Annotated in this window: 22 protein-coding genes and 1 tRNA gene; 8 read left to right on the top strand and 15 right to left on the bottom strand. The window is 62.6% G+C overall.

Features of this window, described 5'->3' with window-relative positions:
- Positions 1-26: 26 nt before the first annotated feature.
- From RAK1035_RS15735 to RAK1035_RS15745, 3 genes are read left to right on the top strand one after another with little or no spacing between them, the layout of a single operon-like run.
- The gene (locus tag RAK1035_RS15735) at positions 27-908 is read left to right on the top strand and encodes an ABC transporter permease (RefSeq protein ID WP_008281119.1); all 882 of its coding nucleotides are present in this window, start codon (positions 27-29) and stop codon (positions 906-908) included.
- Entirely contained in the window at positions 905-1,711 is an 807-nt protein-coding gene (locus RAK1035_RS15740; protein WP_008281120.1) for an ABC transporter permease, read from the top strand. Before RAK1035_RS15735 ends, RAK1035_RS15740 begins: the two co-directional genes overlap by 4 nt.
- Positions 1,711-2,298 (top strand): nucleotidyltransferase family protein, encoded by a 588-nt coding sequence (locus RAK1035_RS15745; protein ID WP_008281121.1) that lies wholly within the window; start codon positions 1,711-1,713, stop codon positions 2,296-2,298. Before RAK1035_RS15740 ends, RAK1035_RS15745 begins: the two co-directional genes overlap by 1 nt.
- Here RAK1035_RS15745 and RAK1035_RS15750 read toward each other — a convergent pair.
- The 4 genes from RAK1035_RS15750 to RAK1035_RS15765 are packed head-to-tail and all read right to left on the bottom strand — an operon-like array spanning position 2,295 to position 7,797.
- A complete protein-coding gene (locus tag RAK1035_RS15750; protein WP_008281122.1) occupies positions 2,295-4,940 on the bottom strand; it encodes a DUF2339 domain-containing protein in 2,646 nt (881 codons plus the stop codon). The genes RAK1035_RS15745 and RAK1035_RS15750 overlap by 4 nt on opposite strands.
- A gap of 3 nt (positions 4,941-4,943) precedes the next feature.
- Entirely contained in the window at positions 4,944-5,945 is a 1,002-nt protein-coding gene (locus RAK1035_RS15755; RefSeq protein ID WP_008281123.1) for a YcjF family protein, read from the bottom strand.
- Positions 5,942-6,388 carry a GNAT family N-acetyltransferase gene (locus tag RAK1035_RS15760; RefSeq protein WP_008281124.1) on the bottom strand — a complete coding sequence of 149 codons (447 nt, stop codon included), beginning with the start codon at positions 6,386-6,388 and terminating at the stop codon, positions 5,942-5,944. The genes RAK1035_RS15755 and RAK1035_RS15760 overlap by 4 nt, the downstream gene beginning before the upstream one ends.
- Positions 6,385-7,797 (bottom strand): YcjX family protein, encoded by a 1,413-nt coding sequence (locus RAK1035_RS15765; RefSeq protein ID WP_008281125.1) that lies wholly within the window; start codon positions 7,795-7,797, stop codon positions 6,385-6,387. The genes RAK1035_RS15760 and RAK1035_RS15765 overlap by 4 nt, the downstream gene beginning before the upstream one ends.
- A gap of 198 nt (positions 7,798-7,995) precedes the next feature.
- Between RAK1035_RS15765 and RAK1035_RS15770 the strand changes: the two genes are divergently transcribed.
- Positions 7,996-8,616, top strand: coding sequence for a thiamine phosphate synthase (locus RAK1035_RS15770; protein WP_008281126.1), 621 nt, complete (start codon positions 7,996-7,998; stop codon positions 8,614-8,616).
- A 6-nt stretch (positions 8,617-8,622) separates the two neighbouring features.
- Here the strand turns inward: RAK1035_RS15770 and RAK1035_RS15775 are convergent, their stop codons facing one another.
- The 3 genes from RAK1035_RS15775 to RAK1035_RS15785 form a co-directional block, all read right to left on the bottom strand.
- Complete coding sequence (locus tag RAK1035_RS15775; protein ID WP_050775753.1) at positions 8,623-9,459, bottom strand: lysophospholipid acyltransferase family protein; 837 nt, start codon at positions 9,457-9,459, stop codon at positions 8,623-8,625.
- A complete protein-coding gene (locus RAK1035_RS15780) occupies positions 9,456-10,223 on the bottom strand; it encodes a GNAT family N-acetyltransferase (RefSeq protein WP_008281128.1) in 768 nt (255 codons plus the stop codon). The genes RAK1035_RS15775 and RAK1035_RS15780 overlap by 4 nt, the downstream gene beginning before the upstream one ends.
- Before the next feature lie 108 nt (positions 10,224-10,331).
- Entirely contained in the window at positions 10,332-10,514 is a 183-nt protein-coding gene (locus RAK1035_RS15785) for a DUF3553 domain-containing protein (protein WP_008281129.1), read from the bottom strand.
- Positions 10,515-10,540: 26 nt separating this feature from the next.
- Here RAK1035_RS15785 and RAK1035_RS15790 point away from each other — a divergent pair, with 26 nt between their 5' ends.
- Positions 10,541-11,140, top strand: coding sequence for a histidine phosphotransferase family protein (locus RAK1035_RS15790; RefSeq protein WP_008281130.1), 600 nt, complete (start codon positions 10,541-10,543; stop codon positions 11,138-11,140).
- On the opposite strand, the gene RAK1035_RS15795 is transcribed toward RAK1035_RS15790, so the two are convergent.
- The 8 genes from RAK1035_RS15795 to RAK1035_RS15830 all read right to left on the bottom strand — a co-directional run bounded on the left by RAK1035_RS15795 (position 11,130) and on the right by RAK1035_RS15830 (position 18,061).
- On the bottom strand, positions 11,130-12,395 hold the full coding sequence (locus RAK1035_RS15795) for a glutamate-5-semialdehyde dehydrogenase (protein WP_008281131.1): 1,266 nt from the start codon (positions 12,393-12,395) through the stop codon (positions 11,130-11,132). The genes RAK1035_RS15790 and RAK1035_RS15795 overlap by 11 nt on opposite strands.
- A gap of 18 nt (positions 12,396-12,413) precedes the next feature.
- A complete protein-coding gene (gene proB / locus RAK1035_RS15800) occupies positions 12,414-13,520 on the bottom strand; it encodes a glutamate 5-kinase (protein ID WP_037297675.1) in 1,107 nt (368 codons plus the stop codon).
- The gene (gene obgE / locus RAK1035_RS15805; protein ID WP_008281133.1) at positions 13,508-14,551 is read right to left on the bottom strand and encodes a GTPase ObgE; all 1,044 of its coding nucleotides are present in this window, start codon (positions 14,549-14,551) and stop codon (positions 13,508-13,510) included. Before obgE ends, proB begins: the two co-directional genes overlap by 13 nt.
- Positions 14,552-14,586: 35 nt before the next feature.
- Positions 14,587-15,126, bottom strand: a complete 540-nt coding sequence (locus tag RAK1035_RS15810) for a GNAT family N-acetyltransferase (RefSeq protein ID WP_008281134.1) — start codon at positions 15,124-15,126, stop codon at positions 14,587-14,589.
- A 185-nt stretch (positions 15,127-15,311) separates the two neighbouring features.
- Positions 15,312-15,581 carry a 50S ribosomal protein L27 gene (rpmA, locus tag RAK1035_RS15815; RefSeq protein ID WP_008281135.1) on the bottom strand — a complete coding sequence of 90 codons (270 nt, stop codon included), beginning with the start codon at positions 15,579-15,581 and terminating at the stop codon, positions 15,312-15,314.
- Positions 15,582-15,592: 11 nt separating this feature from the next.
- Positions 15,593-16,207 (bottom strand): 50S ribosomal protein L21, encoded by a 615-nt coding sequence (locus RAK1035_RS15820; protein ID WP_008281136.1) that lies wholly within the window; start codon positions 16,205-16,207, stop codon positions 15,593-15,595.
- A 199-nt stretch (positions 16,208-16,406) separates the two neighbouring features.
- Positions 16,407-17,213 (bottom strand): hypothetical protein, encoded by an 807-nt coding sequence (locus tag RAK1035_RS15825; RefSeq protein WP_037297677.1) that lies wholly within the window; start codon positions 17,211-17,213, stop codon positions 16,407-16,409.
- Between the two features lie 2 nt (positions 17,214-17,215).
- The gene (locus tag RAK1035_RS15830; RefSeq protein WP_008281139.1) at positions 17,216-18,061 is read right to left on the bottom strand and encodes a DUF2059 domain-containing protein; all 846 of its coding nucleotides are present in this window, start codon (positions 18,059-18,061) and stop codon (positions 17,216-17,218) included.
- A gap of 133 nt (positions 18,062-18,194) precedes the next feature.
- On the opposite strand from RAK1035_RS15830, the gene RAK1035_RS15835 reads away from it, so the two are divergent.
- The 3 genes from RAK1035_RS15835 (at position 18,195) to RAK1035_RS15845 (ending at position 23,831) form a co-directional block, all read left to right on the top strand.
- Positions 18,195-18,284: transfer RNA gene (locus RAK1035_RS15835), tRNA-Ser, on the top strand.
- A 183-nt stretch (positions 18,285-18,467) separates the two neighbouring features.
- Entirely contained in the window at positions 18,468-19,403 is a 936-nt protein-coding gene (locus RAK1035_RS15840; protein ID WP_008281140.1) for a hypothetical protein, read from the top strand.
- A gap of 156 nt (positions 19,404-19,559) precedes the next feature.
- Positions 19,560-23,831, top strand: coding sequence for a choice-of-anchor I family protein (locus RAK1035_RS15845; RefSeq protein WP_008281141.1), 4,272 nt, complete (start codon positions 19,560-19,562; stop codon positions 23,829-23,831).
- Positions 23,832-23,907 lie beyond the last annotated feature (76 nt).

The following is a 23,907-nucleotide window of genomic DNA, read 5'->3' on the forward strand; positions in this document are numbered from 1 at the left end:
CGCCCCCTCCAACAAGGCTGAATGCGATGTTTGCCTTTTGCTCCGATCCGGCCAATCTCGACGGGCTTGCGTGGCTGAGCTGTTATCTCACCACGTCCAAACACCTGCAACTTTACTATGCGGTGGGCACTGTGCTGTTGCTGCTGGCGATCACGGCACCTGCGGCCCTCGCCTTTGGCTTTGGCGGGGCCATGGCCGCGCGGGCACATATCGCCCCGGTCCGCTGGCTCGGCAAAGCCTATATCGCAATCGTGCGCGGCGTGCCCGACATCGCGTTCTTCCTCTTTTTTGTCATCGCTCTTGACCAAGCGTTTGAATGGGCGCGGCATCAAATCCTCTGCCCTGACTGGGATCAACCGATCCGTCAAGGCAATGATTTCGTGGTCTGTCAGGCCGCCAAACTGCCACTAGGGACCGCGCCACAATGGGTGCATGAAACCTACGGCTTCACCCTTGCAGTGCTGACCTTTGCCATTGTGTTTGGTGCTTTTGCCGCCAACGTGCTCTTTGGCGCGATGCGTGCCGTGCCGCGCGCCCAGATGGAAACCGCAGAGGCCTATGGCATGACCCGGCGTCAGGCGTTTTGGCGGATCATGGTGCCGCAGATGTGGGTTTACGCCCTGCCCGGCCTTGGCAATCTCTGGATGGTGCTGATCAAAGCCACGCCGTTGCTCTTTCTCTTGGGGGTCGAGGATATCGTCTATTGGGCGCGCGAACTCGGTGCCACCGCCAACCCGCGCTTTACGGAATACCCGCATGGCGACTGGCGGATGTGGTATTTTCTCGGGCTGATGGTGTTTTACCTTGGCTTTACCCGCATCTCCGAAGTGGTGCTGGAACGCCTGATGCAGCGCCTCACTCTGGGGCAGGCCACCACCGGCGGTGAAGCGCAAAGGAAAGCGGCATGAGCTGCCTTGAGACCATTCAAGCCTACGGACTGCGCGCCATTGGTATTGGGGAACGCCTTCTGCCACAAAGCGATTTCACCCTATGCCAGCAATTCACCCTCATCGGTTCTGGCCTGATCTGGAATGTCTATTTCGGGTTCTTCGCGCTCATCAGCGGCTTCATCCTTGCCACTGCCGTGGCCCTTGGCAAAGGCTCTCGCAACCGCGTGATCCGCAAGCTGTCGGAATGGTTCATCTTTGTCTTTCGCGGATCGCCGCTCTTTATCCAGTTCTTCTTTGCCTATTTCTTCTTTCTATCGCTCAAATCCGTCTCACCCTTCTTTGACATTCTGACCTCGGCGTGGCTCGGGGCGTTGATCGTGCTTTTCCTCAACACCGCAGCCTATTCCGGCGAGATTTTCTATGGCGCGCTCCGCTCCATTCCCAAGGGCGATGTCGAGGCGGCGGATGCCTACGGGTTTTCCGGCTGGCCCCGCTTTCGCCGGATCATCTGGCCCACCATGCTGCGGCTGGCATGGCCCGCCTATACCAATGAGGCGATCTTTCTCTTTCACGCCACCACGCTGGTGTTCTTTTCGGGCTTTCCGGTCTGGCAACAGCGCGGCGATGCGCTGTATTACGCCAAGTATTTCGCGGACAAGACCTTTAACCCCTTCGTGCCCTACCCCATTCTTGCCGGCTATTTCATCTTGCTCACGCTGGTTGTGATCGGTGTCTTTGGCCTGATCAATCGCCGGCTCAACCGCCATCTGCCGCAGGAGTACCGCCGCAAGCTCAGCCTGCGGATGAACCTGATCCGCTGATGGGGGCTGTGGCGATTCTCGTGCCCGCGGCCGGGGCATCTTCGCGGATGCGGGGGACGGACAAGCTCTTGGAAATGGTGCGTGGCCAACCGCTTCTGCGAGACCGCGTGACGCTTGCGCTTGGCACCGGATGCGACGTTGCCGTAACCCTGCCACCAGAGGGGCATGCACGCCGCACGGCGTTAAAGGGTTTAGATGCCACTCTCCTGCCTGTGCCTGATGCCGCAACCGGCATGTCCGCCTCATTGCGCGCGGGGGCGACATGGGCAATGGCCGAAGGGGTCACAGCCCTCATGGTCTTGCTCCCCGACCTGCCGGACCTGACCGCAGATGACATGAAGATCATGCTGCAAGTAAATGATTGTGAACATATCTTTCGGGCATGCGATGCGGATGGCACCCCCGGCCATCCGGTTATTCTGCCCGCGCGCCTTCTGCCAGACTTAGCCCAGATCACCGGCGACACTGGCGCGCGTGACCTCTTGCGCGCGCATCCCGTGACGCCCGTTCCCTTGCCCCGTCAGCATGCCACAACCGACCTTGACACACCCGAGGCTTGGGCGGCATGGCGCGCCGCTCAGGGCTAAGCTGCCCCGCGCCCCATATGCTCGGCAATCCGCCGGTTGAGCCAGGCCAGCCCCGCCAGAGACAGGCCAAGCCCAAGGAACGATGCCACCCGCACCAGCCCCGCCAATCCTGCCATGTCGACCAGAAACACCTTGGCCACGGTCAACGCGACCCCGGCCATCGCCACCCGCCGCAGCGTCTCGGACCGTTGCAGCAATGCAAGGATCAAAAGCAGCACCGAGACCAGAATGAGCGCGACCGTGTAGCTGTATAGCTCACCATCGCTAACCCCCGGCACGCTCAAATCATCCCCCTGCCAAAGCCGCCGGATTTCAAGCCCGAGATACCACGCGCCATAGCCCGCGCCCGCCACGACAAAGACCTGCCGCAGCAAACGTGGCAGATGATCCAGTTTCCACGCGGCCAAGGCAAAAACCAAGGCAACGGGCAAATAGGCGGCGGCCAATGTATCAAGGATCAGCGGCCCGCTCACGAACTCCTTGCGCCAGAGCACCGGCACAAGCGGATTGGTCAACAGCGCCTGCGCCACCAGCGTCACGAGCGCCACCGCGCCCATAGCCGCCGCCAGAGCCAGCCGCAGCCATCGCACCACGCGCCCGCCCGCGCGCAAACGCCAGAGTTGCACCATGGCAGAGGCCAGCCACACCACCGCCGTCAGGCCCAGACCCGCATGGCCCATCGCCCCCGGCCCCCCCAGCCAACGCTGCAAAAGCACGCTGAGCACGATCGCCGTGATGCTCCAAACGGCGCTTTCAATCACCACCCGCGTCGTGCCACCGGCCCGCGCCGCCATGACAAACCATGCCGCCCCAAGCAATATCAGCGGCCCCAGATGCGACAGCAACACATCCCCCAAGCCCGCCTCGCGCACCGCCCAAGAGAGACCGGGATCAATCACCAAACGGTAGCCGATCACCGCAACGCCCACCTGCGCCACCCCGCCCAAGAGCGGCAGATTGAACCGCCGATCAATCAGCGCCGTCGCCAGCACCATCACCCCAAGCGCCAGCGTCAACGCCGCCTGGCTCAGCATCACAAAAAGGGCCAGCGTGATCAGCACCAGCGCTGCCCCAGCGAATACCGCTGCCACCAACCGGGCCTCAGATCCCCGTGCCCGCACCGCAAACACCACCATGAGCCCCGCCAGGGCCATCACCTGCAAAGCCCAACCATAGGCACCGATCACCATGGCCGGGGTCCAAAGCAGCTCAAGGATCAGCGCCAGCCCCGGCGCCATCACCGCCGCCCCAAGGCTCCACAGGATCACCGGCACCGTCCCCGCCGCATATCGGGCGCGAAAGGCAAAAACGACCGAGGCCACCGCCCCGCCCGCCAGAATGACACTCGCCGCCATGGGCATCGGGGATTCGGGCAAGCGCTCGATCCCGGCCATGAACCCCGACGAGACCGGCCCCTTCCCAAAACCTTCGAGCGTCACCAGCACCAGCGCCGCCAAAGCCGGAACCAGTGGCAAATCCTCCAGCGCCTCAGCCCGCCGCGTGCCAAGGGTCAATGCCGCCAGCAATCCCGCAAGCAGGCTCAGTGCGCCCCAGACCACCAGCGCCTCGCCCGCGTCACGCGCCAGCATCAGCGCAGCAAGGCTTGCCAATACCACCACGGCCCAGACCAGCCGCACCGGAAAATCAGGATATGCGCCCCCAGCCATGACGCGTCGCAGCAGCGAATTTCCCGCGTGCTGGGGTATCATCCGCGCCTCGGGCACCAGCAGCGTCAAAACAACCAGCCCGGCCCAGAACGCCAGATACAGCAGCGCTCCAGCCTCCCCCAGATATAGCAGCGTTGCACCGCCCATGCTGACCATCAATGCCAAGACTGAAATCCATGCCCAACGGCGCGCGGCATCCACTGCCAGCCCGACGACTGCAAGCAGCGCGTAGAAGCCGTAAAACACCCCCGGCGTATCAGACTGTCCGCCCACCAGGAACGGTGCCACACCTGCGCCGATCAAGCCGAGCGCCGTCAGCACCGGCCCATGGAACCAGCCAAGTACAACCGCCCCGGCCCCAACACCTATCAGCCCCGCCAAGGCCATGCCCGGCCCGATAAGATCATAAAGGCCCCGCGCCGCCAAAACGCCTGCAAAAAGCGCGATCACCCCCGCCCCCGACAGAACCGAGGGCAGGCCCGTGACCGCGCCCGCCGCTTCGTCGCCATAGCGCCGCCGCAGCCGCTCGCCCGCTGCAATCAGCGCGGCACCAAGCGCCAGCGCGCCCATTACCCGCCAAAACGGCGTAAGCACCCCTTGCTCGACGCCGTATTGCACCATGAAGACGCCCGCCAAGGCCAGCGAGACACCCGCAACGGCCAAGGCCCAATTGGCCCTCAGCCACGCCATCAGTGCCCCAAGCCTGTCCGCCCGCAGCACAAAGGCGCGCGGCGGTGTGTCCGTCGGCTCGGTCTGAGGCGCAACAACAGATGCGCTTGCCCAGGGTCCGGCCCGGTCCTCGACCACAGGCGCACCCACAGTCTCTGTCACAACTTCTGGCGTCGTTTGTCCCAACCCCGCCTCAAGCCGCGCCACCCGCGCCTTGAGCCGCGCATGCGACACCAAGAGATAGGGCACCCCGATCACGAGGAGCGCCAGTATCCCAAGCCCGATGACAACTGCCAGCGCGTCCATGGATCACCCCTGCCCAAACAGGCCAGTCAGTGCCCGACGCACGACACCTGTCACCGAGGGCCTGCGCCCGCGCTGAAACGGCAATGGGCGACACACCTCGATCGCAGCCACGCCCACCCGCGCTGTCAGCGCACCATTGACCAAGCCTTCGCCAAACCGTCGCGACACCTTTGACAGCACGCCGCCCCCAGCCACACTGCTGATCAGGTCATCCCCCACCGCCACAGCCCCGGTGGCCAAAAGATGCGCCATCACCGCACGGGCCAAGCGCCAACTGCCAAGAAACCCCGCCCGTCCGCCATATATCTCGGCCACTGCCCGGATCATGCGCAGATTAGAGACAAGCGCCCCCACCACATCGGCCAAGGCCAGCGGCACCAAAGCCGTAATCATTGCCACCTGCCGCGCCGCAGTCTCGACCTCGCGCAACGCGAGCGCATCAAGAGGGGCCAGAACCTCGGCCTCCGCCAGCCCCAACAGCGCCTCGGCGTCGAACTGATCCGCCTGCTGTTCTGCAAGCCGCTCAAGCCCCCAAGCCGCCTCGGGGCGCGCGGCGTAAAGCGCGCGCAGCCGCGCCACGACCGCTCGCGCCGCCTCCAGATCGCCTCCGGTCAGCGCCGCAGCGGCCGCGCGCCGCAGGGTATCGAGCCGCCCCAACCGGGCAAATCCTGCCATCTCGCGCAGCCCGATCATCGCTGCCACCAGCAAAAGGCCCACGCCCATCGCCGCGACGCCATAGCCCAGCACCGGCACCCGAGCGATCAATCCAACTGCGAAATCCCATGCCGCCACCGATAAGGCGGCCCCCATCAGCCCAAGCGCCAAACCCCAAAACAGCCGGCCCAGCCAAGACGGCCCCGCCGCACCGCGCGTGATCACCGCCCGCATCGCCCGCCCGTCTGGCCGCTCAACCAGATCGGGCACAGGCGGCGCGCGGTCCGGTCCCTCGGCGGCACGCTCCTCCATCTCAATCAATACCGGGCCCTTGGCCTTATCAACGCTCACGCGCTCACTCCCTCGCCACGCCAGACCATCAGGATATCCGGCAGCCCTTCATCATTTCCCAGACCCGCACTGCGCGCCGCCTCGACGAATCCTTGGCGCGCATAGAATGCTCGGGCGGCGGCATTGGCCTCGACCACCCAAAGGCGCAGCACGCCCGCTTCGGCCTTGGCTTCGGCCAAAAGTGCCCGGCCAAACCCCTGCCCACGCAGCACCGGATGGACATAGAGCGCGTGCAGGATATCGCCGTCGCGCACCAGAAATCCGGCAACACGGCCCTGCTCGCGGATCACGCGCACCCATCCCCAACGGATGACCCGTGCCAGCGCGCGAAGATCGTCCCAGTGACTGCGCACCCTTGGCAACCATGGCGTGGCACGCGTAAACGCCCAAAGGATCATGGCAAGACGCGGCAAATGCCAAAGCCGCCCACGCGCCGTCTTCATAGCTTGTCCCCCAACAGGAACTGCGCCGCCCGGTCCAGCCGAATATGCGGCGGGCCCTCGCCGGGCCGCAGGTTGAGCGGAGCAGGCGCAAACCGCATCACCTGATAGTCCCGCCCCAACCACTCCTTGGCCCCCGCCCGTGCCGGGGCCAAGAGTTGTCCCGGATCATCCGGCAGATCGCCTGCATAAAACGCCGCCTGCCGCCCGGTCTCGAGCAGCCGTCCACGGACACAGTCGAGCATCTCGCCATTGTGGCTTACCCGTTCCTCGACCGTGGCGCGCAATGCGGCCAAGGCCATTGCCTGCGTCGTGGCCCCGGCAAACTCGGCCCTGTCCCGCGCCTCACGCAAGAGGGCCGCCATGATCCCCGTCAGTCGCCCATGCTGCGCATGATGCAGGTGATCCGCCTTGGTCGCGGCAAAGAGAATGCGCTCTACGCGCCGCCCCAAGAACAACTGTGTCAGGAACGCATTGCGGCCCGGCCGAAACGCGCTCAGGATATCCGCCATCGCCCGGCGCATATCCTCGACCGCCTGCGGCCCCTTGTGGATGGCATCAAGCGCATCCACCAAAACCACCTGCCGGTCGATCTTGGCAAAGTGATCGCGAAAAAACGGCTTTACGACCTCACGCTTATAGGCGTCATAGCGCCGTGCCATCTCGGCGCGCAGGCTGCCCCGGCCCGCCTTGCCCTCAGGCAGGGGCGCGAAGGTGACCACCGGCGATCCTGCAAGATCCCCCGGCAAAATGAATCGCCCCGGCGTGCAATCATAGAAACCAGCGGCACGCGCCGCATGCAAATAAGCGGTAAAGCCAGCGGCCAAAGCCTGCGCCAATGGCTCATCAAGGGGTGCCGCCGTATCCACCTCTGTCACCTGTGCGAGATAGGCAGCCGCCTCGCTGCGCGCCCCGATCCGCGCCAGCACCTCGGCGGCCCATTCCTCATAGCTTTTGTCCAACAAAGCCAGATCCAGCAGCCACTCGCCGGGATAATCCACGATATCAAGATGGATCACCCGAGGCCCCGTGACCCCCGACAAAAGCCCCGCAGGCCGCACGCGCAGCGACAGCCGAAGCTCGGACACGGTGCGCGTGCTCTCGGGCCAATGCGGTTCCGGGCCGGTCAGCGCGGCCAAATGCGACTCATAGTCAAAACGCGGCAAGGTCACATCGGGCTGCGGCTGCAGATAGGCCGCCAGAATCCGCCCCTCGCCCTGCGCCAAAAGGCCGGGCATCCGCCCCCGGTCCATCAGATTGGCGATGAGAGAGGTGATGAACACCGTCTTGCCAGCGCGCGCAAGGCCCGTCACACCGACGCGGATCACCGGCTCGAACAATGCCTGCCCAACCCGGTCGCCCAAGCCTTCGATGCTGCGCACCACCCCGTCTGCCAAACCTGCAATCGCCAAGAACTGCCCCTTTTTCTCGTGCGCTCAAGATAGAGACCCGCCAGAGGGGTTGCTAGGGGCAATTGCGCCCGGGCGTTCCCCGCAGCCCTGAACCAGAGTGAGACGGTTTGCATCTGACCCAAGAGGAAGCCCGACCTGCCCAATGGTCAAAGCCGCTTTTCCACGGTATAGGGGCAAAAATCCATCAGGAGCGCCCCAATGGCCGAGACCGAGCAGCCACAGATTTACCTCATCACCCCGCCCGAATTCGAGCTGAGCGTCTTTCCCGACACATTGGCCCGCGTGCTCGACAGTCATCCCGTCGCCTGCGTGCGTTTGGCCCTTGCCAGCCGTGACGAGGATCGCATCGCGCGTGCGGCCGATGCCTGTCGTGAGGTGACACATGCCCGTGACGTGGCCTTGGTCATCGAGAGCCACTTGATGCTGGTCGAGCGGCATGGGTTGGACGGTGTGCATCTTCCCGATGCCGGACGCTCGGTGCGCGCCGCGCGCAAGGAATTGGGCGAGGATGCGATTGTCGGCTGTTTCTGCGGCACATCCCGCCATGACGGTATGAACGCAGGCGAGGCAGGCGCTGATTACATCAGCTTTGGTCCCGTGGGGGCCACCCCGCTAGACGACGGCGCGCAGGTTGATATGGATGTGTTCGACTGGTGGTCCAAGGTGATCGAACTGCCGGTCGTGGCCGAAGGCGCGCTTGATCTGGCGTTGGTGGCGCAACTGACGCCTATGGCGGATTTTCTGGCCTTTGGCGAAGAAATCTGGCGCGAAGAGGACCCGGTTGCCGCCCTTGGCCGCTTCATCGCCGCGATGGGCTGAACCTCGTCACTCTTGCCCCCGGCGCGCCTCTGGCATGCCGCTGCGCACCTGCGCCTCGGCCCAAGCGGCCAGCGCCTTGCGGTCCGCAAAGGAATCGACACGCGCCGGGGCGTGATAGACCACACGCACCCGGCCCTGAGGCCGCACCGCCAAAACACGCAAAAGATGCGTGCCAAAATCCATATCTCCCCACCAGCCATAGAAACGGGCATCTTGACCCACGGGGGCCTGATAGATCACCGAAACCGGCTGAACGTGGATTGAATGCTCTAGCCGTTTGCTAAAGAACGCCTGAAAGAGCGTTGATTTAAAAGGGATAACGCGCATCCCATCGGTAGAGCTTCCCTCTGGAAAAAACAAAAGCTTGTGGCCCGCCAACAGGCGCTCTTCAAAAATCTCGGTCTGCGCCTTGGCTTCTTTCGGATCGCGGGTGATGAAAACCGTGCCCACCAGCCGCGCCAAATGCCCGATGCCGGGCCAACCCGCCACCTCGGATTTTGACACGAAATACACCCGCTTACAGGCATTGAGCGCGAAAATATCCAGCCAAGAGACGTGGTTGGCCACCACCGCACCGGGCACATGCATCGGCGTGCCCACCACCTCATGCCGCATGCCCAGCACGCGAAACACCGCCCAACACACCCATTGCGTCACATAGGGCGTCCACGGACGGTGCACGCCATACAAGGGCCGCTCGACCAGCCGCAATGCGACCGCGAAGACCACGCCCACCAGAATCACCAGCGCCATACCCAGCCCCCGCAGGCCCACGCGCAACCACCCGCCGGGTGTCAGCGTGAACTCAGGGGGCGGCACCTCGGACTGCCACCTGAACTTCAAGACGTAATACTCTGTTGATAAATGTTTTTCTGCTTCTCACTCAGACGGTCTGTATCGAGAATCAGGCAGACATCGGTCGTATTGAACTGATGGTCCACAAAAGCGCCATCGCCAACATAGCCCCCCAATCGCAGATAGGCCTTGATCAGCGCGGGCACTTGGCGCATCGCCGCGCGCCGATCTAGATCGCGCGCGGCAATCAGGTCCATGCGCTGAAAATGTCCCTCCCGCGCCCGCACACGCAGAGTTTCAGGCGCCAAATGTCGCTGATGCAGAAAACTTAGTGACGGGGCCAGATGCGCGATATCTGTTCCATGAAAACTGGCCACACCAAACAGGATCTCGATGCCATGATCCGTCACATAGCGGCCCAGACCGTTCCAGAGATGATACATGCCCGGTCCCCCGCGATAAGATTTCGCCAGACAGGACCGCCCCAATTCCATCAGCCGCCGACCACTGGTCTTGAGCGCGCTCAGATCGTATTCGTCTTCGGAATAAAATTGGCCTGCGCGCGCGGCCAGATCGTCACGCAACAGACGGTAAACGCCGACAACGGCAGCATTATTCGCATCGTCCAACAACAACAGGTGGTCAAAGAACGGATCAAAGCGGTCGCGTTCCAACCGCGCCGCGTGATCAACCAGCGGCCCATCACCGCCCAATTCCTCGACAAAGACCTCGTAGCGCAAGCGTTGAGCCGCGCGCAATTCCTCGGGCGTATCGGCCAGCTTCACACGGAACTTGGGGGCGCTTGCGATCATCGGCCTTGTCTCTGGGGTCTGCGCCGCCTTTTAGGCAAGAGCGCCAACAAGTGCAACGATACCACTGGTCGCAAGGTTCGGCGGTTGTTAACCTTTTGCTAACCTCGATCAGGGATCAAGAAGAGGTATCAGTTCCACGCGATTACCATCAATCACCACTTTACCCTCTTCGCGAAAGTTAACCGTGATCCGTCCGCCAATGTTGGATTGCACCTGCCCCGTTCCCCAATCCGGCCTATGCGGATGCAGCACCAGCATTCCTGGCTCAAGTATCGAATTCATATCCGTCATGCTGCATCCCGTCCCGGAGTCATCTCATGCCCCAACATACCCATGCTCTTGGCGCTTTGATAGCCTCGCGCATCTGCCATGATCTCGTCAGCCCGCTGGGGGCGATCGGCAATGGGCTAGAGTTGATGGGCCTGTCCGGCACTATGGAAGGGCCGGAAATGGCGCTAATCGCGGCCTCGGCAGCGCAGGCCTTGGCGCGGGTGCGGCTCTTTCGGCTGGCCTTTGGTCAGGCTGAGGACGATCACGTCACGCGGGCCGAAGAACTGCGCGACATTCTTGGCACCCTGCACGCGGGGGGGCGCATCACGCTTACCCTTCAGATCACCGCTCCGCTGCCACGCCCGATGGCGCAAATCCTGCTGCTTGGCTTGCTGTGCGTGGAACAGGCCCTGCCGCAGGGCGGGCAACTCGCCGTCAGCCAAACGCCTGGAGGATGGCAGATCGTGGCCACTGCGGCCCGTCTTGCCCCGGATGTGGATCTTTGGCGCGCGCTCTGCGCAGAGGGGCCTTGGCCCCGGCCCACCCCGGCGCAGGTGCATTTCCAGCTCTTGCATCACTGCCTCGCGGCGCAGGGCGCAACCCTTCAGCGCCAACTCACCGACACAGAGTTTCGCGTCACGCTCTGACGGTTCCATCCCCCTCAACCAGATATTTGAAACTGGTCAGTTGCGCCGCCCCCACCGGGCCGCGCGCATGCATCTTGCCGGTGGCGATCCCAATTTCAGCGCCCATGCCGAATTCGCCCCCATCGGCAAATTGCGTCGAGGCGTTACGCATCAGAATCGCACTGTCCAGCCGGGCAAAGAAACGCGCCGCCGCCGCATCAGCTTCGGTCACGATGCACTCGGTATGGTTCGACCCGTAGCGACGGATATGCGCGATGGCATCATCAATGTTTTCAACAACTTTGACGGCGATGATACTGTCTAGGTATTCGCGGCCCCAATCCTCGTCCGTGGCCGGCACAGTTCCCGCAATCCCCTGCAACGCCGCATCGGCGCGCACCTCGACCCCGGCCTCGATCAGCGCGCGGATCACATCCCGGCCGATGGTGTCGACAATATCGCGATGAATAAGCAGACATTCCGCCGCCCCGCAGATCCCGGTGCGCCGGGTCTTGGCATTGAGCACAACCCGAAGCGCCTTGGCCGCATCCGCCGCCGCATCGAGATAAATATGCACGATCCCCTCAAGATGGGCAAAGACCGGCACCCGCGCGTCACGCTGCACGAGGCCCACAAGGCCCTTGCCGCCGCGCGGAATGATCACATCAATCGTGTCGGTCATGGTCAACATTGCCTCAACCGCGGCGCGGTCCCGCGTCGGCACAAGCTGAATCGCATCCTCTGGCAGGCCCGCCGCGCGCAATCCCGCGACCAGACAGGCATGGATCGCACCCGAGGAGTGAAAGCTTTCTGACCCGCCGCGCAAGATCACCGCATTGCCGGATTTCACGCAGAGGGCACCGGCATCCGCCGTCACATTCGGGCGGCTTTCATAGATCACGCCGACCACCCCCAGAGGCGTGCGCACCCGGCGAATATGCAGGCCCGTGGGCCGGTCCCATTCCGCCAAAACCTCGCCCACTGGATCGTCCTGCGCCGCAACCGCACGCAACCCGTCGACAATACCCTGAATACGTGCCTCATCCAGCGCCAGCCGGTCCATCATCGCATGAGACAGCCCCTTGTCACGACCATAGTCCAGATCGCGGGCATTGGCGGCCAGGATCTCGCCCCGCCCGGCCCAGACCGCCTCTGCCGCCGCCTCTAACGCTGCGCGCTTGCTCGCGGCATCTGCAATGGCCAAATCCGCAGATGCCGCACGCGCCCGCGCCCCGATTTCGGCCATCAGCGCCGCAATCTCTGTCTGGTCTTTCATAGTCCGCCCTCCGGGCTATCAGAATGCCATATCGTCACGATGCATCAAAGGCCCCCGCGCCGGATACCCCAGCACCGCCTCGATCTGATCCGAACGCAGCCGCTTGATCCGCTCCGCATCCGCCGCATCATAGCGCGTAAGCCCTTGGCCAAGCACGCGCCCCGCCGCATCGGCCACCTCAACCGGATCGCCCCGGCCAAACCGGCCCGAGACCTCTGTCACACCGGCGGCAAGCAGGCTGCTGCCCGCTGTAAGAGCGCGCGCAGCGCCCTCATCAACGATGACCCGCCCCTTGGGCTTCATCGCGGCAATCCACGCCTTGCGCTTTTGCTGCGGATCACCTTGCGCCAGAAACCATGTCGCGGCGGCCCCCTCATTTAGCGCGCGCACCGGATGCAGCACATCGCCTTGCGTGATCGCCATCACGCAGCCCCCCGCCGTGGCAGTCTTGGCCGCCAAAAGCTTGGTCTTCATGCCACCCTTGCTCAGGCCCGATACGGCGTCACCCGCCATCGCCTCGATTTCGGGCGTGATCAGGGCCACGGTGTCAAACCGTCGCGCGGTCGGGTCCTGCGCAGGGTTGGCGGTATAGAACCCGTCCACATCGCTAAGCAGGATCAACTGATCCGCACCTGCCGTCACTGCAACCTGCGCCGCCAGCCGATCATTATCGCCATAGCGGATTTCATCCGTGGCCACGGTGTCATTCTCATTGACGATGGGCACAGCCCCCAAGCGCAAAAGCTGTTCCAGAGTGGCCCGGGAATTGAGATAGCGCCGCCGGTCGGTGCTATCCTCGAGCGTCACCAAGACCTGCGCCGCCGTCAGCCCATGCGCGGCCAAGGCAGCATCATAGGCCCCCGCCAGCCGGATTTGCCCTACGGCGGCGGCTGCCTGCGACTGCTCCAGCGTCAGCACACTCTGCGGCAGGTTCAACACCCGACGCCCAAGCGCAATAGACCCAGACGAGACAAGGATCACATCTGTGCCGCGCTGCCGCAACCAGACGACATCCTCGATCAGCGCGCCCAGCCATTCGGCCCGCAAGGCCCCACCGACCCGGTCCACCAACAGGGCCGAGCCGATCTTGATCACCAGTCGTTTTGCGTCAGTTACGGTTGCCACGGTGCGTCTTCTTCGTCCTCGTCACTCACCTTGTGGCGCAGGCGGTCCGCGTCGATGCGCTCGCGCAGCGCGCGCAGCACCTCCGTCACGCCTTCACCGGACACGCCAGACATGAGCATCACCGGCGTGCCGCAGGCGGCCTCCAGCTCATCGCGCAGAAACGCGCGCTCTTCATCATCCAAGGTGTCAATCTTGTTCAACACCGCCACACGCGGCTTATCCGCCAAACCCCCACCATAGGCCTCAAGTTCGGTGATGATGGTCTGATAATCGCCCACAAGATCGCCTGAACTGCCATCGACCAGATGCAGCAGCACCGCACACCGCTCGACATGGCCCAGAAAAAGATCACCAAGTCCGCGCCCCTCAGACGCGCCTTCGATCAGCCCCGGAATATCGGCCACCACGAATTCCACATTATCCACGCCCACAACCCCCAGATTGGGATGCAGCGTGGTAAAGGGATAATCGGCAATCTTGGGGCGCGCGTTCGACGTGGCGGCAAGAAATGTCGATTTTCCCGCATTGGGCAAACCCAAAAGCCCGACATCGGCAATCAGCTTGAGCCGCAACCAGATCGTGCGCTCGATCCCCTCTTGCCCGGGATTGGCGCGGCGCGGGGCCTGATTGGTCGAGGTTTTGAAATGCAGATTGCCCCAGCCCCCATTGCCGCCCTGGGCCAAAAGCACGCGCTGCCCGATTTCGGTCATGTCGGCCAGGACTGTTTCCATGTCCTCGTCAAGGATTTCCGTGCCCACCGGCACGCGCAAAACGATGTCATCCCCGCTCGCGCCGGTGCGCTGGCGCCCCATGCCCGGCGTGCCGCTTCTGGCAAAAAAGTGCTGCTGATAGCGAAAATCAATCAGCGTATTCAGCCCATCGACGGCCTCGGCCCAGACCGAACCGCCATTGCCGCCGTCGCCGCCATCCGGCCCGCCAAATTCAATGAACTTTTCGCGGCGAAAGCTGACGCTGCCCGCGCCGCCGCCGCCAGAGCGGATATAGACCTTTGCGAGATCGAGAAATTTCATAGTCTGTCCTTATCGCAAAGGCCCAGTGCGGGGCCTCAGATCATCTTTTTACTATAGGTCCAAGTCAGAACCTTGGCCCCACGCGCAACACTGAACGCTTCGGCATCTCCAAGATACTGAAACCCGCAATTCGTCAAGACCCGTGCCGAGGCCGCATTGTCCTGAAACACCGAGGCAAAGATCGTGCGCGCCCGGTGCGGATTGGCCGTCAAGAGCGCCTCAACCGCCGCCGAGGCCACCCCTGTATTCCAATAGGCCGGAGCCACCCAATAGGCGATTTCGGACTGTCCGTCATCCACCCGTTCAAGGCTGATGAGGCCCATCACCTCAGAGCCGCCCGCCTTGGTGCCGTCGATCGCCCAGATATCCTCCGACCGGTCCTCGGCCTGTGCCCGGGTGATCAACGCCTCCGTGGCTCCCGGTGGCAGGGGATGCGGGATGCTTCGGGTAAAGCGCGCCACGCGCTCATCCCCGGCATTCATCCCGATCAACCCCGCATCCGACACCCGCAAAGGGCGCAGATCGAACCGTTCCGCCGGCATCACCGGTTGGTTGACAATCGTTTCGTATTTCATGCGCCTGCTCCTCCGATCAGCGCCAAAGTCATGGCAAGAGATGGCCCCTCCCCGCCAAAGCACAACGGCACGCTCGCGCAATTGTGCAGTGTCGTCACCCAGCGAGCACGCTCCCTAGCCCGCAAAAGCGAAAAGGGACCGGCGGTCTCGCCGATCCCCTCTAGTCTAAAAACCCTAAGGACGGCTTATTCAGCGGCCTCCGCCACTGGCAGAACCGAAACAAAGGTGCGGCCCTTGAGGCCCTTGTGGAACTTTACAGCGCCTTCCGCGACGGCAAACAGCGTGTGATCCTTGCCTTCACCCACGTTCAGACCCGGCCAGAACTTGTTGCCGCGCTGACGCACGAGGATATTGCCGGAAATCACGGCTTCGCCACCGTATTTCTTGACGCCAAGGCGACGACCATCAGAGTCGCGCCCGTTACGGGATGAACCGCCTGCTTTTTTATGTGCCATTTGGTCTCTCCTTAGCCTTTAGCCAACTCTTTGGCCTGTTCGATCCAGCCTTCACGCTCGATCCGGCCCTTGAACGACAGTTTTTCGTCCATGGCAGCCACATCGGCTTCGGTCCATGCCGCCACTTGGGCAAAGGTGGTTACACCCGCTTCAAGCAGCTTCTTCTCAAGTGCGGGGCCAACGCCCGACAACCGCTTGAGATCATCGCCACCCGCTGCCGGCTTGGCGCTGGATTTCTTGGCGGGCTTCGCTTCGACCACAGTCGCAACCGAGCCGGAACCGACAGCCGCTTTGACGCCTGTTGCGTCTGCACCGCTGGCCAGAATCTCGGTGACACGCAGCAGGGTCAGCTTCTGACGATGGCCACGGGTGCGCTGCGAGCCGTGTTTACGGCGGCGTTTGACAAAGTTGATAACTTTGTCACCCTTGATTTGATCAACGACCTCGGCCTGAACGGCCGCACCGGCCACAAAAGGCGCACCGATCACGGGGGCATCGCCACCGAGCATCAGGATATCGTTGAACTGAACTTTTTCACCAGCATCAGCTGCAAGTTTCTCAACACGAAGAATGTCGCCCGACGACACCTTGTATTGCTTGCCACCGGTCTTGAGGACCGCAAACATGGGCTCTTCCTTTTCTCTCCGCGCTCTGTGGTCCCCGGATGAACCGGGCGTTTTCGGCCCTCAGGCCACCTCGAACTGCGCCCCTATAGGGGTGTATATCAAAGACAAACCCGGCAAGATCATCCCGCCGGGTTGCGCGCTGATGCCAAACTCCATCGTCAGAGTCAAGGCCCAGCCGGGCAAAACCACGCCAAATCCCTCATAAATCCTCGCCTTGCATCGTCAAAGCGGTGGCCAACCCAAGTTGATAGGACAACTCTTCATACATCGCGTCAAAGGCCACGAACAGCGCATGATTCAACTGCTGGCCCTCGGCACTGCGGTAAAGGGCAATATAGGCCTCAAGCACCTCTTGCGGCAACGGCTGATAGGCCATGGTCAGATAGGCCTGCAACCAATCGCGGGTCTCCTCGCGCATCTCAGGCTCCTGCGCCCAGATTTCCGCCAGCATTTCCTGTTCGCTCAGATCAAGACCGCCGCCATCAGCCAGCCCTCGATAAAATCCAAGGTTGGCATTCAGTGCCCCCGCGACATTGCGCTCGATCAGATCGCTATCCGCAATAAGGGTCGCCACATGGCGCACAATCGGCGCATCCGCCGCCGCCAACTCGGCATAGCGCGCCTCTGCCGCAGCCTCTGTGCCGTCATCCAACAGCGCCCGACGCCCGGCAATTTCCAAGGCGACAACCTCAGCACCCTGCCCTTCGAAAAACCCAAGCAAAGCGCCGGTGTCGGCGCCGTCCATCGCCTGTGCGAACCGGCTTTGCACCTGCGCCAGCATCCGATCCGCATCATAGACACGGCCCACCACCCGATCCCAACGGGCCCGCTCGACCGCGCTCAACATTTCGTCGCCCACATCGCCACCATAGCGCAGCCCTTCGGCCCGCATGATCGCCACGGTTTCTTCAAAGTGCAGCGCGGCCATCAGCCGATCAACCTCGCCCGCGCGCAGCGGCAGCGCCGCCAGCAGCAGCGCCGCACAGGCAAACAGAACCGCCCGCACCCTCACAGCTCCTGCGCCGGGGTCAGCCCCCGCATCCGCGCCGCCAAAACCTCGAACCGGTTGGCCATGATCTCATATTGCACGGCATTCATAAGCTCATAAACCCGCGCCATGATCGGATGCTCGAGCGCCGCAACATAGGCGCGCAGATCCTCAATAGGCAGGCTCTGATAAGTATAGGCCGCACTGGCCAGCGCCGAGGCGCGCAGGCTCTCGCGCAATTCGTCTTCGTCCTCCGCCAAAAGCGCCCGCAGCATGGTTTCGTCGATCTCGCTTTCCAGCACGCCCGCGTAAGAGGCCGCAAGCAAGAACCGCACCTGAATTTCCTGCACCGCACGCACCCCGGTGCCCGCACTGTCCACCGCCGCATTCATCGCGCGCAGCACCTCGACACGCTCAGGCGGCATCGCGGCCAACAGCGCCTCGCCTTCAGCCCGCTTGGCGTCGTCATCCTCATGCAGATGCGCGGCATTCTCGACCAAAACCAGACGCTGCCCCAAATCCGAGGCATAGAATTCGGCCGCATGGCCCAACATCTCGTCGTCCATCGCCTCTTCGAGGATGCTCAACCCCATCTCACGCATCCGTGCGGTCTCAAACACCTCATCGGCCAGCGTGCTCCAGCCCTGCCCGAAATCACTGGCCGAAAGCCCCAGCATCGCCGGCGCGCCCGAGGCCGAGAGCGCGATACTGTCCAGCGCCACGCCAAAGCCCGTCACCTCCAGAAACGCCTCCAGCCGCGCCCGATCCGCCGCACGCAGAGGCCCTGCGATCAACGCCACCATCACCACCGCCAGAACCGTCAAAACGACGCCGCGCGCCGGTGACCGCAAGCGAACCTCGCTCATGACACGTCATCCTTTCCAGATCGCTTCGCTCAGACCTTAGCCCAACCTAGGCAAATTATCCCGCGAAACAATGCAAATCCCCCTTGCCCCCCCCGCCAAAGGCAAATAAACGCTTGCTCCACCAGACCCCCGCGGAGAGGTGCCGGAGTGGTCGAACGGGGCGGTCTCGAAAACCGTTGTGGGGGCAACCCCACCCAGGGTTCGAATCCCTGTCTCTCCGCCACAATCCCCTTAAGTCATTTACCTACTTAAAATCTTTTGGGCGGGCTGTGTGTTTTCTGGCATCGCTCTTCATTGTGATGTCGCCTAAAATCCGCGAGACTGCTGCGCCAAGAGGTTATGCAGTTGCAACGATCAGTGCCGCCGAGGTGAGGCCTGAGCAGGCCAAGCACAGAGACAAAACGCCATGCCACTCGTTACGGATTTCGAGACTATCCTGCCGAAGAACCGCCTGTCCTTCACGGCGGCTGGGCCCGTGCTGGTTGTGTCCTTTGACAATGCCGTCGCGGCGCAGCGCCGGGTGCCGAACAGGCGGGCTTGGGGGCATGGGTTCTTTTTGCAAGAGGGGCATTCCGTTCTGGGTGTCATGGCGGATGACACCGATTGGTTCAGATGCCCTGCCCTGCACGCCAGCCTGCTGGCGCTGCGCGACCGGGGTTTTTTCCAAAACTTCGCGCAGGTCGTCATGACCGGCACCTCTATGGGCGGCTTTGGTGCGGCGGCCTTTTCGTCATTGGCCCCCGGCTGCCGCGTGATCAGCTATACCCCACAAAGCACCCTACATGCCGATCTGGTGCCTTGGGAAACCAACCACGGCAAAGGACGTCGGCAACGCTGGGATGGTCTCTTCAACGATGCCGCCGTCGAATCGCGTCAGGCCGCCGAGGTCTATCTGTTCTATGATCCGTTCCACAGCGAAGATCGCCGTCATGCCGCGCGCTTTACCGGGGAAAATGTCCGGCACCTGCGCAGCCCTTTGCTTGGGCACGGCCTGCCCGAAGCCTTTGACGCCATGGGTCTTTTGAAGGAGGTGTTCCGCAAGGCCAGCACCGGCACGCTGGACAACGCCTGGTTCTATTCCGAGATGCGCGCCCGCAAGACGCTGCCCAAATATCACAAGGAAATGCTGCAGGCCCTCGCACGGCATCGCCACCTCAAAACCGGTGCCGCCGTCGCGCGCCGCGCCTTTGAGACATTCGCCGACCCCTTCTTTGCAGAGCGCGAAGCGCTGTTCACAGCCGCCACGGGAAACATCCTGCAAGCGATGAACCAAGTGGACAGGCTCGCTCGGGCGCAGCGCCTGCGCAATCGCGCGCGCGCAGAGACACCAGAACGCGACTAAGCGCAAACCACGCGCCACATCTGTCAGACGGACCACCGCGCACCCCGCCCCGCGAACCCGCGCCGTTTACGCAGACGTTACAAATCTCTCAAACCCACGTCACAAACCGCCTCTATCGGTCCCCGGTATCATGTCTCAATCTGGGTGGACCCTCCTATGGCCTATACGCTCCAACTTCTGCATGCCAACGATCTTGAGGGTGGCGTTGCCGCTCTGGACAACGCGCCAAATTTTGCCGCGATCGTCGACACGCTCGAAGATACATTCGAGAACACGATCCTGCTTTCTGCCGGAGACAATTACATTCCCGGTCCATTCTTTTCGACCGCAGCGGATTTCTCGATGGGGGCCACCCTGACCGCCGCTTATGAACGCTTTTACACAGAGGTTCTGGGCCTTGATCTGACCGGCGTGACGCTCGACATCGACGAAGGCCCGGGCCGCGTCGACATCACTATCATGAACGTGCTCGGCTTTGACGCCTCGGCAGTCGGCAATCACGAATTCGACCCCGGCACCAATGCCTTTGCCGGCATCATCAATGCCTCTGGCGGCAATGGCGAGATCAACTGGGTCGGTGCCCTCTTCCCCTATCTTTCCGCCAACATCGACTTTTCCGGCGACAACAGCCTTGGCCGCCTCTTTACCGACGAGATCCTGACCTCGGATATCTTCGCGGAATCGCTGGCCGATCTGGCGGCGCGCAATATCGGCCCGGCCATCGCCCCCGCCACTCTGATCGAAGAAGGCGGCGAGTTGATCGGCGTGGTCGGGGCCACCACCCAGATCATCGAGACGATTTCCTCGACCGGCGGCACCAATGAGATCACCGGCGGGGCTAACAATATGGCCGCTCTCGCCGCCGTCATTCAGCCGCAGATCGACGCGTTGATCGCGGCGGGGGCCAACAAGATCATCCTCACCTCGCATCTTCAGCAGATTTCGCTGGAAAAGGAACTGGCAGGGCTGCTTGACGGGGTGGATATCATTATCGCGGGCGGCTCCAACACGCTTCAGGCCGATGCCAATGACCGGCTGCGCGATGGCGATGCAGCGGCCGAATCCTATCCTTTCCTGACCGTGGATGCGAATGGCCATCCCGTGGCGATCGTTTCGACTGATGGCGAATACAGCTACCTTGGCCGCCTCGTGGTCGAATTCGACGACAACGGCGTTCTTATGGCCGATTCCATAGACACCGCCGTCTCGGGCGCTTTCGCAACCGATGCTCAGGGCGTTCTCGACGTGACCGGTGCCGCCACTTTGACAGAAGCGCTCGACGCTTCGGCCAAGGCCAGCATCGTACAGGACCTGACCGATGCGGTGCAGGTCATTGTAGACGAGGCCGACGCCATCGCCTTTGGCAACCATGACGTGTTCCTTGACGGACGCCGCGAAACCGTGCGCACCGAAGAAAGCAACCTTGGCAACCTGACTGCCGATGCCAATCTCTCGGCGGCGCGGGGTGCCGATACCACCGTCAACGTCTCTTTCAAGAACGGTGGCGGCATCCGCGCCGAAATCGGCTCGGCCACCAACACCGGCACTGATGCAGGCGACGGCGTGCTGTCGCAGCTCGACCTGCAAAACTCGCTGCGGTTCAACAACGGTCTGGCCGTCGCCACCGTGACCAAAGAAGGCTTTCTCATGCTGCTCGAGCATGGCGTGGCCGACACCGATACCGACGCAGGCAACACCCCCGGTCGTTTCTTTCAGATCGGCGGTTTCCGCGTCAGCTTTGATGAGGCAGGCACCGCCCAGCAACTCGTGACCGATGCGAATGGCGATTACGTGGTCGATCCGGCCACCGACCGCCCGCAAGTGGCCGTCGCGGGCGACCGGATCAAGACGGTGGCCTTGATTGATCCCGAAACCGGCGATGACATCGTGATCTTTCGCGATGGCGCCTTTACGGCTGAGGCCCCCGAGACGATCCGCATGGTCACGCTCGATTTCCTCATGCAGAGCAATGGCGACGGCTATCCGTTTCAGGAACTGATCTCGGATGTGCAATTCCTGACGCCTGAAGGCGGCATCACATCCGACACAGAGGCGGATCGCCTTGGCGAACAGCAGGCCTTGGGCGATTTCATGTCCGAGAATTTCCCCGACGAAGACACCGCCTTTGCCAATGCCGAAACCGATGTGGCCAACGACCTGCGCATTGTTCAATTGGCGCGCAATGGCGGGATTGACCGCATTCTGCTGGACGAAAACACCCCAACGCTTGAGGTGTCCATCGCTGCCAACCTGCTCAGCGGCGAGACCGAGCTTTTCACCGGCGGCTCCGAAGTGGTCTCGGTGGACGCAGGCCGCGCCTATGTTACCAACGGCGCGCAAAACCGGGTTGACGTATTCGATGCCACCACCGGCGAGAAGCTCTTTGAATTCGATCTAGGTCAGGTTCAGGGTTTTGACGGCGTGCAATCGGTCACTGCCCAAAACGGCCTTGTCGCCGCGGCCATTTCGGTCACGCCGGCCGAGGCCAATGGCGTGGTTGCGATCTTTGATCTCGAAGGCACCCTGCTCAACACCATTGAGGTCGGCAATCTGCCCGACATGCTCACCTTCACCCCCGATGGCACGCGCATCCTTGTGGCCAATGAGGGTGAACCGCTCGACGGCACCGATCCGCTCGGGTCTGTGTCCATCATCGACCTCAGCGGCGGCGCGGCCAATGCCACCGCTGTCACGCTCGATTTCTCGGCCTTCGACGGCCAAGAGGACGCGCTGCGCGAGGTCGGCGTTCTGATCCAACCGGGCAACTCCGCCTCGCAGGATCTGGAGCCGGAGTATATCACCGTGCTGCCCGATGGCGTCACCGCATGGGTCAGCCTGCAAGAGGCCAATGCCTACGCGGTCATCGACCTCACGACCAACACCGTGACCGACATCCGCAGCTTTGGCCTCGTGGATCGTTCGCTTCAGGGCAACGAGATCGACGCCTCCAACCGCGACAACGCGATCAACCTGCAAACCTATGACAACCTCTTCGGCATGCGCCAGCCCGACGCGATCACCTCAATCGAAATCGGCGGCGAAACCTATATCTTCACCGCCAACGAAGGCGACGCCCGCGATGCGACCGAGGCCCGGATTGGCAGCCTTGATCTTGATCCGACGGCCTTTCCAAATGCCGATATCCTGCAACTGAACGAAAACCTTGGCCGCCTCAACGTGCGCACCGATCTGGGCGACACCGACGGCGATGGCGATTACGATCAGCTGTTCCACTACGGCGCGCGCTCCTTCACCATCTACAACGCCGCGGGCGAGATCGTGTTTGACAGCGGGTCGCAGTTTTCGCAGCTTATCGCCGAAATCCGGCCCGAGCTCTTCAATCAGGACGAAGGCGAGTGCGACAACCGTTCAGACGACAAAGGGGTTGAGCCCGAGGCCATCGCCGTGGGTGTTGTCGAAGGCAAACCCTATGTCTTCATCGGGCTTGAGCGCGACAGCGGCATTATGGTGTTCGACATCTCCGACCCCGCAAACCCGGTGTTTGACAGCTATATCGACAGCGAGGCCAACGGCAACATCAGCCCCGAAACCATCGCCTTTATCCCGGCAGAGCAGAGCGCGACAGGATTTGCCCAGATCGCCATCGCCTATGAGGGCGACGGCAACACCGCAATCTACAACCTCGACAACCTCGGCGTGGACAGCTCCCCGACCGGGCGCAGTGATGGCGACGATACGCTGGTGGGCACGGACGGTGACGATGTTTTTGGCGCAGGCGCGGGCGACGACCTCGTGAACGGCGGCGCAGGCAATGACAACCTCGGCGGTGGCTTTGGCAATGATACGGTGAACGGCGGAGCTGGCAACGACACTATCGGGGCTGGCTTGGGTGACGACATCGTCAACGGCGGTGCTGGCAACGATGTGGCCAATGGCGGCGCAGGCAACGATCTGGTGCGGGGCGAGGACGGCAATGACCGCCTCGGTGGCGGTCAGGGCGCTGACACGGTCGAGGGTGGCACCGGCGATGACTTCATCGGCGGCGGCGCGGGCACTGACCTGCTTGATGGGGGCGAAGGCAACGACAGCCTCGGCGGCGGCTTGGGTGACGATACCGTTCTGGGTGGCGCAGGTGATGACTTTGTCGCAGGCGGCGGGCGCGATGACGTGCTGGATGGCGGCGCAGGCAATGACACGCTCAACGGCGGTTCGGGCAATGACCTGATGACTGGCGGCGAGGGTGTGGATACCTTCGTCTTCAACACGCTGACCAGCGGCGAGGCCGACATCATCACCGATTTCGATGCAAGCACCGAAACCGTGATCCTGCGCAGCGTGGCCAGTTTCGACACGCTCGACATCACCGATACGGTCGCCGGTGCGGTTGTAGCGGTCGACGGCCAGACCATCACCTTCGAAGCGGTTCTCGCGGCGGACCTCACCGCAGATAATTTCCTCTTCGGATAAATACTGGTCCAGGCAAAAATTTCACCGGCCCCGTTCAACAGCGGGGCCGGTTTCATTTTGGGACATATACCAAATG

Source organism: Roseovarius sp. AK1035, assembly GCF_003288315.1.
GTDB classification, from domain to species: domain Bacteria; phylum Pseudomonadota; class Alphaproteobacteria; order Rhodobacterales; family Rhodobacteraceae; genus Roseovarius; species Roseovarius mucosus_A.